We start from the raw sequence: 14,574 nt of genomic DNA on the forward strand, positions 1-14,574 counted from the left end.
ATGACACAGTACGAGTATGACGATCAGGACCATATGGAATCTGGAGGGATGACCTTCGATTTTAGAGGCTATTTATTTAAAGTTCTTAATCTCTGGAAATTAGTTTTATTATGCATTGGTACGGCTTTAGTAATAGCCTATTTAATAAATGTTAGAAAGCAAAACATATATAAGCTAGATTCTTTAATTACTGTAGAAAATGATCAGAATCCATTTTTTACAGCCAATACCAGTATTTCCTTTAACTGGGGTGGTGTTTCGGGGAAAGTCGGTAAAGTAATTACCTCCTTGCAGACTAGAACGCATAACGAGATGGTTGTAGATTCGCTTCAATTTTATATAGATTATTTAAAGGAAGGGAAGTATAGAAAACTTGATATTTATGGAAATTCTCCTTTTTACATTGAAATAGACAAAGGGCATGGACAGCTTTTAAATCATACTTTAGGTATCAGATTTATAAATGATACGCAATTTGAAATTTTTACCGAATTTGAAAACGACGCAGGAACTGTTCAGTTTTACGGCGATAAACATACCGACCGTGTAAGTCTGCCTGTCGGATCGTTTAATAAAACCTTTACCATTGGGAAACCTGTAGTTTTACCTTTTGCACATTTTACCCTATTCACTAGGCCAGAACAGGCCATTTCCGAGAATTCGGAGTTTTTTATAAAATTCTCAAACTTCGACCAAGTTGTAAATACCTATAAGAATGCGGTAGATACGTCTCCGTTTTCTAAAGAATCTCCATCTGTACTTAGACTTTCGTTATCTGGTCATAATAAAGCGAAAATTGTTGCTTATTTAAATGCGACTTCAGCTATTTTAAGTAGGACAGAATTAGAACGTAAAAACCTATACGCTACAAATACAATTAAATTTATAGACAGCAGTTTAGCGAGTGTAAATAATAGCCTTAAAGATGTTTCCGACGAGATGAATACGTTTAGAAAACAAAATAAGGTTTTTGATGTTGATGCAGAAATGACTGAAGTATCGGCCCGTTTGCGAGAATATGAAATGGCTAAGGAAATTGATCAAACTAAGCTGAATTATTTAAATGCATTAGATGATTATTTACGAACAAAAACCGACTATATAAATATTGCAGCGCCTTCTTCGGTAGGGATTGAAGAACCCAATATTCAGCAAAGTGTTAGTAAAATAACAGCCTTGGCGATTGAACGTCAAAGTTTAGAGTATACCATGAAAGAAAGTTCTGATTTGTTTAAAGATCTTGATCGTCGGATAAATGCAGAAAAACGTGTATTGCTTGAAACAATAGATGCTACCAAAAGCACCATTAGACTGCAGTTAAAAAGTATACAACGACAGGTGGCTAGTTTAGAGTCTAAGCTGAGCAATTTACCTGAAGATCAGCAACAGTATTTAAAAATACAGCGTAAATTAGATATTAGTCAAGAATCTTATAATGTGTATTTGGCTAAACGTGGAGAGGCGGCTATTGTTAAGGCTGCAAACATTTCGGATATAACATCTATAGATGAAGCTAAAGATATTGGTGGAGGCCTTATAGGTCCAAACAAATCGCTAAATTATATGATGGCGTTAATGGTTGGTTTCTTTTTACCTATGCTTATGATTTTTATTATTTACTTACTAGATAATACAATTCATGGTTCGGATGAGGTGGAGCGCTTATCTCGGATTCCAATATTAGGATTAATTGGGAAGTATAAATACCATAACAATCTTGTTGTTTTTGAGAAACCAAAATCGGCCGTAGCAGAATCGTTTAGATCTATTAGATCGAGTTTGCAGTTTATCTTTAAAAAGCAAGAGGGCGACGAAAAATTAGGTAAAACCATTATGGTGACTTCTTCTGTAAGTGGAGAAGGAAAAACGTTTACCTCTATAAACATGGCAACTGTTTATGCCTTGTCTGGAAAGAAAACCATATTACTTGGATTAGATTTACGTAAGCCAAAAATATTTGATGATTTTGAAATCACTAACGATTTAGGAATAGTGAATTACCTTATTGGGGAGCACACTTTACAGGAAGTAACAAGTCATACTAATGTGGCTAATTTGGATGTAATTCCATCAGGTCCTGTACCACCAAATCCATCCGAATTGCTTATGAGTGATGTGTTAACCGATTTAATTGCTCAACTTCGTCAGGAGTATGATATGATTATTTTAGATACACCACCACTAGGTTTAGTTACCGATGCCTTACAATTAACTCAGTTTGCAGATGCAACGATGTTTATGGTGCGTTTGGATTACACCAAAAAAGGTATGTTATCTTTAATAAATGCGAAATATCGCATGGGAGAAGTTAAAAACATAAGCTTCGTACTTAACTTTTATAAGCATAAAACGAACCATAATTACGGTTATGGCTATGGTTATGGGTACGGTTATGGTTATGGCTATGGGGTTTACGGAAACGCCTACCATGAAAGTGATAAGAAAAAAGGTATTGTGGGACGTGTTAAACGCTTTATTCAACAAATTTAATCAATCAATTAAAATCTGTTTTATTTATTGAAATAAAATGGTCGCTTTATGGTGAGGTGAAGTGAGATAAAAAAGAAGTAGGGAACTAAATGTAACTATGCAGAAAAAAGATAAGATTACCATTATTGGTTTAGGGTACGTCGGATTACCTTTAGCAGTAGAATTTGCTAAGAAGTATTTTGTTGTGGGCTTCGATATTAATCAAAATCGAGTTTCCGAATTACAATCTGGAAGAGACCGAACTTTGGAGGTTGAAACACCCGAACTACAAGCTGTTTTAACTACAAATCCAGATGCCGAGTCTGGTTTGTTGGTTTCTAACAATCCTGAAGATCTGTCTACATCTAATATTTTTATAGTCACTGTTCCTACACCTACCGATACCTTAAACAAACCGGTGTTTACTCCTTTAGTTAAAGCTAGTGAAACAGTAGGTCGTGTTTTAAAGGAAGGCGATATTGTTATTTACGAGTCTACTGTGTACCCAGGTGTCACAGAGGATATTTGTGTGCCAATTCTAGAAAAAATATCAGGATTAAAATTCAATACAAATTTCTTTGCAGGCTATTCTCCGGAACGTATAAACCCAGGAGATAAAAAACATACAGTTACTAAAATTTTAAAAGTAACATCGGGTTCTACTCCTGAAATTGCACTACGTGTAGATAATTTATATAAAACAATTATTACTGCGGGCACGCATATGGCGCCGTCCATAAAAGTGGCTGAGGCGGCAAAAGTTATCGAAAACTCTCAGCGAGATATAAACATTGCCTTTGTTAACGAGTTGTCTAAAATTTTTAGATTATTAGATATCGATACGAAAGCCGTTTTAGAAGCGGCAGGAACAAAATGGAATTTTATTAATTTTTCGCCAGGTTTAGTTGGAGGTCATTGTATTGGAGTCGATCCTTTTTATTTGGCGCAAAAAGCCATTGAATCTGGATATAATCCCGAAATTATATTGGCTGGTCGAAAAATGAACGATAGCATGGGTGCGTATGTTGCGACTGAAACCATTAAATTAATGATTAAAAAAGGGGCTAAAATTAAAGGCTCTAATGTCTTGGTTTTAGGAATAACGTTTAAAGAGAATTGTCCAGATATAAGAAATTCTCGCGTTATAGATATTATTAATGAACTTAAAACATACGATGTTAATATTGATGTATTCGATCCTTGGGCTTCCGCTGAAGAAGTGAAATACGAATATAATTTCGATTTATTATCGGATGCTTCTGTTCTAAAAAATAATTATGATGCTGTTATTTTAGCCGTATCTCATAATGAGTTTTTAGAATTAGATATCACAGCCTTAAAAGCTGAAACAGGTGTGCTTTTCGATGTAAAATCGTTGTTGCCAAAAGCATCTGTAGACGGTAGATTATAGGCTCAAATTAAAAATTATGTACAATACAAAATACCATTCAGAAGACTTATCAAAAATTAGTATTTTGATTACTGGAGGCGCAGGTTTTATTGGTTCGAATTTAGTAGAATATCTACTTAAATACGGCATTAAGAAAGTGCGTGTACTTGATAATTTTTCTAATGGATATCGTAAAAATATAGAAGCATTTATTTCAAATCCTGCTTTCGAACTTATTGAAGGCGATATTACAGATTTAGAGACCTGCAAATTGGCTGTGAGAGATATGGACTTTGTGAGCCATCAAGCCGCTTTAGGTTCTGTACCACGTTCTATAGAAGATCCGATAGCTACAAATAATGCCAATATAAATGGGTTTTTAAATATGTTAGTAGCTGTAAAAGATAGCCATACGGTAAAACGTATGGTATATGCCGCATCGAGTTCTACTTATGGCGATAGCGCAAATTTACCTAAAGTAGAAGAGATTATCGGAAATCCTTTATCTCCGTATGCCGTTACAAAATATGTAAACGAATTGTACGTAGATGTGTTTGGAAAGACCTACGGAACTGATGTTATCGGGTTTAGATATTTTAATGTGTTTGGCCCTAAACAAAGTGCGAATGGCGATTATGCAGCCGTTATCCCATTGTTTATGCAGGCCGTAAAGGATAATGTTCCAGCACATATTAATGGTGATGGTGAGCAAACACGAGATTTTACTTTTATCGATAATGTAATTCAAGCAAATGTTCGTGGCTTCTTTGCTTCCAAAGACGCCGCTAATGAAGTATTTAATGTGGCCTGTGGCGAGCGCATTAGTGTTAACCAGTTGTGGCACGATATTAAAACAGCTGCAGATTCTAATTTAGAACCTGTTTATGGCCCGTCTAGGCAGGGTGATGTACGCGATTCTCTAGCCGATATTTCTAAGGCAGAACGTTTACTCGGTTATAAACCCCAATTTACCGTAGCCGAAGGTTTAAAAATTACTTGGGACTGGTTTAATTAAACAGTCATAACTTACACGGCAATAGAATCTGTATTTACAACTATTTTGGTATTTAAAATTGCGCTTTGTAGAATTTTCTGGGTATGCATGGTATCGTGTTGCGGAATTAAAAAAGGTTCAAGATCTTCCGTAGTCATTATTTGTTCTGTATGATCTATAAATCCATAACCTTTATAAAATCCGTCTTTAATTAAGATAAATGCCGATTCCTCTTGATGTCTACCTGTTTGTTTTAACACAATTTCTTGTCGGCTATTCTTAATCGATTCTATAGCATCGGTCACACGTAAATTATAGTCTTCTACCACCTCTTGTTGCCTACAGATCCCTTTACAATTGTTGATGAGGTAGTGGGAACATTCGGAGTTGCTTTCTTGTAAATGACAGTATTTCGGACATAAATTAAAGGCTTTGCAATAGTGTTCCAATTGTTGTCTGCAGTCTGTGATTGAATAATAAATTTGCAGTGGGTTAGGAGCCGATTTTAATGTATTATATGCCAAGTGTTTTATGCCATCTCGATCTTCGTAACTAAATATTGCAAACGCTTTAGGGTTTCGTTTAGCCGCCTGATTAAATTCGGGATAATGCGTTTTAATCGCCGCATCTTCCATAAGTAAAGCTATTAATTCACTTCCTGAAAGGTCGAAGGTAATATCTGCTGTTTCTCGGCATAAATTCATTTCTTTGTCCGATTTATTATAGAAATGACTAAGCACACGTTTCTTTAAATCTTTTGCTTTTCCGACATAGATAATGGTCCCTTTTTTGTTTTTAAAATAATAAATTCCCGTTTTATTTGGTATGGCATTGAAAACAGAATTAGGTAGGTGTGGCGGTAGAGTTGCTTCTTTGGACGATGGTTTTAAGAAATTTTTAAAAACGGTTTCCGCTTGTTCTTGAGCTAATAACAGTTCAAACAAAATAACGGTAGCCTCTGCATCGCCTTTAGCACGGTGTCTGTCGAAAACATCAATATTAAGGGCTGTACATAGCTTTCCTAAACTATAAGATTGATGTCCCGGGATTAGTTTTCTCGATAGACGAATAGTACATAATTTCTTACGTTTAAAATCAATATTTAGCTCCTTAAACGAATTACGAATAATGTTATAATCAAAATTTACATTGTGAGCTACAAATATGGTATCTTCAGTAATGTCGAGTATGTCTTGAGCGATTTCTGAAAATGTAGGCGCATTGGCAACCATTCTGTTGTCAATCCCCGTAAGCGTTGTAATATATGGCGGAATATGAGCTTCAGGATTTACCAACGAAGTAAACTCTTCAATAATTTGAGTTCCATCATGTTTTAAAATGGCAATTTCTGTAATCTTATTACTACTACCTGTGGTTTCAATATCTATTATGGTATACATCATTATCGCATCATTTTTTCTAAAGCTTTTAGCTCAATGCCAAGCTCTGTAAACATTCTGATTATACTACTTATTTGTAGTTCATGCTCGTCGTATTCTTGTGTGTTAATGCAACACGTAAATTCCCAGAGTTCTAGAACATCATGGATAGAAATAAAATACGGATCGTAGGTTTTATTATCTGAGACTAGAAGGAGTCCTTGGTTTTCTTCAATCTGATTATATACCCGTTTATACACCATTCCTTGAGAGCTTGTTAAAATCACGTAAGTACGTCCGTTTTGTATATCTCTAACGTCTTCAATAAACTTACCCACAACAAACGAACCAGCCTTTAAAGGCAACATAGAATCTCCTTTAATAGGAAAAGCTCGGTGTTTTCCGGTGGGTAAAAATGGTAACTTTATTTTTTGTAACTGATCTATGTATTCTGGGTCGTCGTAACCGTCTAAATAACCAGCCGAAGCTTTTATAGGAACGACTTCTATTAAATCGTCGTCTTCTAAATCGACTACCATCGGAAAAAGAATACGGTTTTCTCCAACTTTTAAGAACGAGCCATCTTGAGTTTTTGTTAAATCTGTACGCAATAACACGTCTAAAGGAAGTTTAAAGAATTCTGAAAACTGAATTAGCATATCTATAGCGGGTTCCGATCGGCCTTCTTCGTAAGAGCCAATTCTAGAGCGGGTTATTCCAAGAGCATTAGCAAGAGATTCTTGCGAAAGCTTTTTTAGAGTTCTTAAATGACGAATATTTGAAGCAATCATAAACAGTTAAAATTACGTTTAAGAAACGATTGATTTATATAGTAGTAATTATTGCTTGTAAATGTAGCAAAATAATTTATAATAAAGAATTATTTAAATGCTCTTAAAAATGGTCTTTAAAATTTAATCTGGTGTTTTGTATGTTTTAATTCTTAATCCGCTTTATATGAGTTGTGTAGTGTTTGTTCTTGTCGATGAATGCGTTAATTCTGGGCATAAAAAAGAGCCCATGGGCTCTTTTTTGTACGTTATTTTTTATCGTTTTGATGTCTCTTTTTGTATTCTTCAAGCATTTTTCGTCTGAATTCTTCTTCTGTTTTCTTGAGAATGATTATTTTTTTAGCAGGTAAAACGGATTTTAAATCTGCCATATATTTATTAAATAATTGATGTCTTTCGTCATTAGACTTCATCATGTCGCTTAACAGTTTTTTTGCTTCAGCTTCAGATAATGCATCTAAGTCGGTGTTTTTTCTACGCGCTCTCATCTCGTCTCGAATGGCATCGTTTTTCTCTTCAAACGAATTATAAATTTGCCAAAAATTTTGAGCTTCGGTTTTAGACAGGTTTAACTTTTCTGTTATATAAGCAATTTTTAAAGTTTCTATTTTTTCATCCTTAGTTTGCGCAAATACATTTACAGTAAACAGGGTGAATAGTAAAATGATATATCGTATTTTCATATATTAAATTTTAATTATCTAAAAGATCTTCAAGGTCAATTTCACTTTCAATATAGTTATCTATAGTTGCGTCGCTTATGGCGTTGTTTAAAATTTCTCTTCCAAATAAATCTGAATCTGTTATTAATGTTGCCATTTCCGAAGTGTTTAAATCTTCGTCTAAAATATAAGATTCAAGAGATTCGTTATTAATAGAACTTATAGTGTTAGCTTGATTATTAGAAAACGTAAGTGTAAACATAAGCATTAAACACGCGGCTATACTTGCGATATATACCCAAGGTTGAACCTGTAAAGTTCTAACTTTTGAAGTGTTTTTTGATGTTGCTTTTTTATAAATCGTATCTTCTAAATTATCGAAATAATGGTCAGGAACTACAAAACCATGACTAGGAACTTTGGCGTCTAATTTTGCCTCATTTAAAATGGACTCCTCGAGATTATTAAAATAATCTTTAGGGATTTTAAATCCTGAATTGTTGTCGTTATGTAAGTCTTTTAGTTTCATCTTAGTCTTTAGACTGTATTTTGTTATAATGGTTTAATTTTTAGTTAAATAGTCTTCAATTTTTTTTACAGCTAAGTGATAAGAGGCTTTTAGTGCGCCTTCACTTGTTTCTAAAATTTCGGACATGTCTTTATATTTTATATCTTCAAAATACCTCATGTTAAAAACTAATTGTTGCTTTTGAGGTAGTTTAGCAATAGCTTGTTGTAATTTTAGTTGAATGTCGTCGCCTTCAAAATAAACATCCGATTGTAAATGATCTAAAGCTAATTGTTGCGTTTCTTCATTTGTAATTTGTAATAATTTGGCTCTTTTATTAATGAATGAAATGGCTTCATTAGTTGCTATTCTGTACATCCAGGAATATAATTTACTATCTCCTTTAAATGTATTTATGTTTCTAAATATTTTTATGAATGTATTCTGTAATACATCGTCTGTATCGTCGTGCGACTTTACTATATTTCGGATGTGCCAATATAGTCGCTCCTTATACAGGCGAATTAATTCTTTAAATGCAGAATCTCTGCTAGCGTCAGATTTTAGTTGCTCTAATAATTGAGACTCACTAATCATTCATTGGTTTTCTCTTTAGACAGTATAAGATATAAAAAGTTTAATTTGAAGATAGAAAAAATTGTAACAAACTTTAAAAATTGCAATAAAAAAAAGGATAAACGATTTTGAAACGGTTTATCCTTTTAGTTATAAGTACTAAGTGTATTACTCGAAACTTTGCATATTAACAAGTTTCTTATACACATTGTTTTTCTGAATTAGCTCGTCGTGGGTGCCTTGTTCTACAATTTCTCCTTTTTGCATTACTACAATAGTATCTGCACTTTGGATGGTTGATAAACGGTGGGCGATGACAATAGAGGTTCTGTTTTTCATCATATTCTCCAATGCATCTTGTACCAAACGTTCACTTTCTGTATCTAGGGCAGAGGTGGCTTCGTCTAAAATCATTATTGGAGGATTCTTTAAAACGGCACGAGCAATACTTAGTCGTTGTTTTTGTCCGCCAGATAGTTTATTACCTGAATCTCCAATATTAGTTTCTATACCAAGCGGTAAATCTTTTACAAACTCCCAGGCGTTTGCAATTTTAAGCGCTTCGATTATTTCTTGATCTGTGGCATTTTCTTTTCCTAAAAGAATGTTCTGTTTAATGGTGTCGTTAAACAATATTGAATCTTGAGTTACTAAGCCCATTAAACTTCGAAGCGAATGTTTTGTTAAATCGCGAATATCTTCGCCATCTATTGTTATGCTTCCTTCGTTAACATCGTAAAAACGTGTAACAAGATTTGCAATCGTACTTTTTCCACTTCCAGATTGTCCTACAAGCGCAACACTTTTTCCTTTAGGTACTTTTAAAGTAAACTGCTTTAAAACCAAGTCATCTTCATATTTAAAGGAGATACTATTTAATGTAATATCGTGATTAAATTCAGTTTTTACTTTGGCGTTAGACTTATCTTCTAGAGGCGATTCTGTGTTTAAAATTTCTAAAACACGTTCTGCAGCGGCGTTACCTTTTTTAACACCATAACTCGCCTTACTAATGGCTTTTGCTGGCGTTAATATATTATAGGCAAGTCCAATGTAAACAATAAATAATCCTGCGTCTAAGCTGTTGTCGTTTAAAACCATTCGTCCGCCATACCAAAGTAATATAGAGATTACGGTAATTCCTAGAACTTCACTCGTAGGCGATGCTAGGTTCTGACGGTTTAATAAGGTATTCGAAAAGTTGTAATATCTTAAGGTTGAATCTCTAAAACGTTTACTAAAAACACCTTCCGAAGTGAATCCTTTAATAACTTTTAGTCCGCCTAGAGTTTCTTCTACCACAGATAAAAACATTCCTTGTTCTCTTTGTACTCTATCTGATTTCTTCTTTAACGATTTTCCAATGATTGAAATCAGGAAACCACTTACAGGAATAAAAACAAAGACAAAAAAGGTGAGTTCTACACTAATCATAAACATGGCTACGATTGTGAAAATAATCATTAAAGGCTCTCTAACGATGAGTTCTAAAATGGATAAAAATGACGTTTGGATTTCTTGAACATCACTAGAAATTCTTGCAATACTATCCCCTTTACGCTTTTCAGAAAAGAAGGATAATGGTAAATTTAAATATTTATCGTAGAGTGTATCTCTAAGATCTTTTAATACGCCGTTTCGTAAATAGGTGATAAAATACATGGCTAAATAGTTGAAGAAGTTTTTTAATAAAAACATGCTTACAACTAAGGCTACCATAAAAAATAACACCTGATCACTACCTTCGTTTGCTTTTTGTGTGACAAAGAAATTTAGATAGTTCTCGGCATAATCTTTTATACCAGCAAAGCCTTCCCAGACGGGTTTAGTATTTATTTGTTTCGTTTTGTCGAACAATACGTTTAGCATTGGGAATAACGAAACCATGGCTAAAGTGCCAAAAAGGGCGTAAAATATATTACAAATGATATTTAGAATCGCATAAACTTTATAAGGTTTAGCGAATCTAAATATCTGTTTAAAATAACTCATTAACTAAGTTTCATATCTTTAATAATAGCATCAATTTTAGCTTCTAATTTTGCTTCAGTCGCTTTAAAATTATCTGCACTGTCTAATGGGGTGTTTGCGCTAATATAGAATTTAATTTTAGGCTCCGTTCCACTTGGTCTTAAGGCTACTTTACTACCATCTTCTGTGTAATAAATAATAACATTAGATTTAGGAATATCGATAGTTTCTTCTTCCCCTGTTGCTAAGTATTTAATTGTAGATGTTTGGTAGTCTTCTACACTTACAACTTTAGAACCATTGATTTCTGAAACTGGATTTTCGCGGGCATCAACCATCATTTGAGTGATTTCTTGAGCACCTTCAATTCCTTTTTTCGTTAATGAAATTAAGCGTTCCTTATATAAATCGTGTTCTACATAAAGATCTAGTAAATCTTTATACATTGAGCTTCCGTTTGCTTTTGCTTGTGCTGCAATTTCGCAAGCCAATAGGGTAGACGTTACGGCATCTTTATCGCGAACAAAATCGCCAACTAAATACCCAAAACTTTCTTCACCACCACCAACATAAGTTTGCTCAGGGAAATCGTGAATCATTTTTGCAATCCACTTAAATCCTGTCAGTCCAATTTTGTAATCTACATCGTAAGCTTTTGCTAATTGATGCATCATTGGAGTAGATACTATGGTTGATGCTATAAATTCGTTGCCTTTAAGTTTACCTTTTGCTTTCCATTGTTTAAGTAAGAAATCCGTCATTAATAACATGGTCTGATTTCCATTTAATAAAATCATTTTACCATCTAAGTCACGAACTGCTACACCTAAACGGTCACAGTCAGGGTCTGTTCCAATTACGATATCAGATCCTGTTTTATCGGCTAAATCTAAAGCCATTTTTAATGCTTCAGGTTCTTCTGGGTTAGGCGATTTTACCGTTGGAAAATCTCCGTTTGGTACTTCTTGCTCTTTTACAATATGAACGTGGTTGTAGCCTGCGCGCTTTAATGTTTGCGGTACAGATGTTACAGAGGTTCCGTGAAGTGGAGTAAATACAACATTTAATTGTTCTCTAGCTTCGGCAGTTGTGTAACTTCCATTTGCGATAGAGGCTTCAATAAACGCATTGTCTACATCTTCTCCTATGTAATGAATAAGTGCAGTGTTTTCTTCAAATTTAATTTCAGAATAATCTAAGCTGTCTATTACTTTTACAATTAAATCGTCGTGTGGGGGAACCAATTGGCCTCCATCTTGCCAATATACTTTGTACCCGTTATATTCTGGCGGGTTATGAGACGCTGTTAAAACAATACCACAGTGGCAGTTTAAATGTCTTACCGCGAAAGATAATTCTGGTGTTGGACGTAAATCTTCGAAAAGATAAACTTCTATATTATTTGCTGAAAAAACATCGGCAACTACTTTTGCTAATGTTTTACTATTGTGTCTACAATCGTAAGCAATAGCTACTTTTATTGTTTCGTTAGGGAAACTTTTGTGTAAATAATTGCTTAAACCTTGCGTGTTTTTTCCTAGCGTATACTTATTAATTCGGTTTGTTCCGACTCCCATTATACCTCGCATACCACCCGTTCCAAACTCTAAGTCTTTGTAAAAACTTTCTTTTAAATCTGTAGGATTGTTCGCAATTAAGTCTTTAATGTTAGCTTGAGTATCTTCATCAAAGGCAGGTGTTAACCATGTGTTTACGCGTTCTAATAATTCTGGTTCAATGTTAATCATAAGTTTTTAAATATATAGTCAGTAAAAATAAGTAATTCGTTAAATGTTAAGAATTAAAAGGGCGTTAAATTGTTATTATTTATCGTCTAGATTTAATTCACTCTTAATTTTATATCTAATTCTGTTTGGTTTAGACCTTAAAACAAGCTCGCCTAAAAATCCAGCCACAAAAAATTGAGTACCAAGAATCATCGTGGTTAAAGCAATAAAAAATTGTGGACGTTGGGTAATAAGTCTACCATATGGATTTAGAAAAACTTTATCAATTCCTAAATATACAGAAAATCCGAAACCAATGGTTAACATTATGCCTCCTAATGCACCAAAAAGATGCATTGGTCGTTTTGCAAAATGCGAAATAAACCAAATGGTGATTAGGTCTAGAAAGCCATGAATAAAGCGTTCTATACCAAATTTTGTTTCGCCATATTTTCTGGCTTGATGCTGTACAATTTTTTCTCCAATATTAGAAAATCCTGCATTTTTTGCTAACAGCGGAATGTAACGATGCATTTCTCCGTTTACATCAATATTCTTTACCACATCTTTTTTATATGATTTTAGTCCGCAATTAAAATCATGAAGTTTAACTCCAGAAGTTTTTCGTGCGGCCCAATTAAATAATTTTGAGGGTAAATTTTTAGAAATTACGGAGTCGTAACGTTTCTTTTTCCATCCCGAGACCATGTCGTAACGATCAGTAACAATCATGTTGTAAAGGTCGGGGATTTCTTCAGGATTGTCCTGTAAATCGGCATCCATGGTAATAATAACATCACCAATAGCTTTTGAAAATCCAGCATGTAAAGCTTGCGATTTTCCGTAGTTGCGTAAAAAGCGAATGCCTTTTACTTCGGGGTGTAAATTAGAGAGTTCAGAAATAATATTCCAAGAGTCATCTGTACTTCCGTCATCTATAAAAATGACTTCGTATGAAAACCGATTGGATTGCATAACGCGTGCAATCCAATCGTATAATTCATGTAAAGATTCGTGTTCGTTAAGTAGTGGTATGACTACTGATATATTCATCTATGCGTTTTATACGTTTAAAAGCATCAAAAATACTATAATTAAACGGCTTCTGGGTCAGTTTTTTTCATTGCAAAGGCAATTATTAATCCTACGATGCAATAAAATATAATTGAAAAGGCTAAAGATTTTAATTGATTACCAATTGCAAACTGATTTTGTTTTTCCATTTCGGCAATGGCAATGTCTATTTGCTCTTGTGGTGCTCCAAAACTTTCCATCATTCCAGTCGACTTTTCAATAATCTGTTGTTTTAAAAAATCGGCAACATCTGGATCTATAAAATTAAAAATAATAATGCTTACCAAAGTACTAATTATAACGCCAATCACTACCGTTGCAAAGTATGCTGTAAACGCATCTTTAAAAGTGATAAATCCGTTCTGTGCTTTTTTAGCTTTGGCTGTAGAAAAAATTCCGAATACTATAATTACAATAAATACACCGGCACTTACCCACATACTGGTTAATATTTCTAGATCTACAACATATGCTATTATTGTAATAGCAGATAATAAAATGGCTAAGTAAATACCGTAGGTGGCAGCCATAGATTTTAAAGAATTTTCCATAAATTTGAACTTGAATTAGTTGGTTTAAAATAGTTAGTTAACAAATATAGTAAAACGTTACAAAAAGAAACTTAAATAAATAATTCGAAAAAAGATTGTGAGATAATAATTTTTATTTAAATTTGCAATCTCAAAAATTGAATAAGATTAAAACATTTAGTGATGAAAAAAGATATACATCCAGCAAATTATAGAGTAGTAGCATTTAAAGATATGTCGAATGAGGATGTGTTTTTAACTAAATCTACTGCTAATACAAGTGAAACATTAGAAGTAGATGGTGTTGAGTATCCTTTAATTAAAATGGAGATTTCAAGAACATCACACCCGTTCTATACAGGTAAATCTAAATTAATTGATACGGCAGGTCGTATTGATAAATTCAAAAACAAATACGCTAAATTCAAAAAATAATTTAGCACAAATATATTTTACTAAAGCCTTTCAGATTCTGAAAGGCTTTTTTATTTTTACTTTAAAAA

At 33.6% G+C, this 14,574-nt stretch carries 13 protein-coding genes; 4 read left to right on the forward strand and 9 right to left on the reverse strand.

The window, feature by feature from the left end; all coding sequences use genetic code 11:
• From ACKC83_RS09905 to ACKC83_RS09915, 3 genes are all read left to right on the forward strand, one after another.
• Positions 1 to 2,490, forward strand: a complete 2,490-nt coding sequence (locus tag ACKC83_RS09905; protein ID WP_434035375.1) for a polysaccharide biosynthesis tyrosine autokinase — start codon at positions 1 to 3, stop codon at positions 2,488 to 2,490.
• 97 nt (positions 2,491 to 2,587) lie between these two features.
• Positions 2,588 to 3,880 carry a nucleotide sugar dehydrogenase gene (locus ACKC83_RS09910; RefSeq protein WP_434035376.1) on the forward strand — a complete coding sequence of 431 codons (1,293 nt, stop codon included), beginning with the start codon at positions 2,588 to 2,590 and terminating at the stop codon, positions 3,878 to 3,880.
• Positions 3,881 to 3,896: 16 nt separating this feature from the next.
• Positions 3,897 to 4,874 (forward strand): SDR family oxidoreductase, encoded by a 978-nt coding sequence (locus ACKC83_RS09915; RefSeq protein ID WP_434035377.1) that lies wholly within the window; start codon positions 3,897 to 3,899, stop codon positions 4,872 to 4,874.
• 11 nt (positions 4,875 to 4,885) lie between these two features.
• Here the strand turns inward: ACKC83_RS09915 and ACKC83_RS09920 are convergent, their stop codons facing one another.
• The 9 genes from ACKC83_RS09920 to ACKC83_RS09960 all read right to left on the reverse strand — a co-directional run bounded on the left by ACKC83_RS09920 (position 4,886) and on the right by ACKC83_RS09960 (position 14,092).
• Entirely contained in the window at positions 4,886 to 6,256 is a 1,371-nt protein-coding gene (locus ACKC83_RS09920) for an exonuclease domain-containing protein (RefSeq protein ID WP_434035378.1), read from the reverse strand.
• Positions 6,256 to 7,023 carry an XRE family transcriptional regulator gene (locus tag ACKC83_RS09925; RefSeq protein WP_414037215.1) on the reverse strand — a complete coding sequence of 256 codons (768 nt, stop codon included), beginning with the start codon at positions 7,021 to 7,023 and terminating at the stop codon, positions 6,256 to 6,258. The genes ACKC83_RS09920 and ACKC83_RS09925 overlap by 1 nt, the downstream gene beginning before the upstream one ends.
• Before the next feature lie 248 nt (positions 7,024 to 7,271).
• Entirely contained in the window at positions 7,272 to 7,706 is a 435-nt protein-coding gene (locus tag ACKC83_RS09930; RefSeq protein ID WP_434035379.1) for a sensor of ECF-type sigma factor, read from the reverse strand.
• A gap of 10 nt (positions 7,707 to 7,716) precedes the next feature.
• Positions 7,717 to 8,214 (reverse strand): hypothetical protein, encoded by a 498-nt coding sequence (locus tag ACKC83_RS09935; protein ID WP_414037213.1) that lies wholly within the window; start codon positions 8,212 to 8,214, stop codon positions 7,717 to 7,719.
• Between the two features lie 33 nt (positions 8,215 to 8,247).
• The gene (locus ACKC83_RS09940) at positions 8,248 to 8,790 is read right to left on the reverse strand and encodes an RNA polymerase sigma factor (RefSeq protein ID WP_414037212.1); all 543 of its coding nucleotides are present in this window, start codon (positions 8,788 to 8,790) and stop codon (positions 8,248 to 8,250) included.
• A gap of 147 nt (positions 8,791 to 8,937) precedes the next feature.
• A complete protein-coding gene (locus tag ACKC83_RS09945) occupies positions 8,938 to 10,761 on the reverse strand; it encodes an ABC transporter ATP-binding protein (protein ID WP_434035380.1) in 1,824 nt (607 codons plus the stop codon).
• Positions 10,761 to 12,488 carry a phospho-sugar mutase gene (locus ACKC83_RS09950; RefSeq protein ID WP_434035381.1) on the reverse strand — a complete coding sequence of 576 codons (1,728 nt, stop codon included), beginning with the start codon at positions 12,486 to 12,488 and terminating at the stop codon, positions 10,761 to 10,763. Before ACKC83_RS09950 ends, ACKC83_RS09945 begins: the two co-directional genes overlap by 1 nt.
• A gap of 75 nt (positions 12,489 to 12,563) precedes the next feature.
• The gene (locus ACKC83_RS09955; protein WP_434035382.1) at positions 12,564 to 13,520 is read right to left on the reverse strand and encodes a glycosyltransferase family 2 protein; all 957 of its coding nucleotides are present in this window, start codon (positions 13,518 to 13,520) and stop codon (positions 12,564 to 12,566) included.
• A gap of 41 nt (positions 13,521 to 13,561) precedes the next feature.
• Entirely contained in the window at positions 13,562 to 14,092 is a 531-nt protein-coding gene (locus ACKC83_RS09960) for a DUF4199 domain-containing protein (RefSeq protein WP_434035383.1), read from the reverse strand.
• A 162-nt stretch (positions 14,093 to 14,254) separates the two neighbouring features.
• Between ACKC83_RS09960 and ACKC83_RS09965 the strand changes: the two genes are divergently transcribed.
• Positions 14,255 to 14,506, forward strand: a complete 252-nt coding sequence (locus tag ACKC83_RS09965; protein WP_299782015.1) for a type B 50S ribosomal protein L31 — start codon at positions 14,255 to 14,257, stop codon at positions 14,504 to 14,506.
• The last annotated feature ends 68 nt before the right edge of the window (positions 14,507 to 14,574 follow it).

This window comes from Formosa bonchosmolovskayae, assembly GCF_051016085.1.
In the GTDB taxonomy this organism is placed as follows: Bacteria; Bacteroidota; Bacteroidia; order Flavobacteriales; family Flavobacteriaceae; genus Formosa.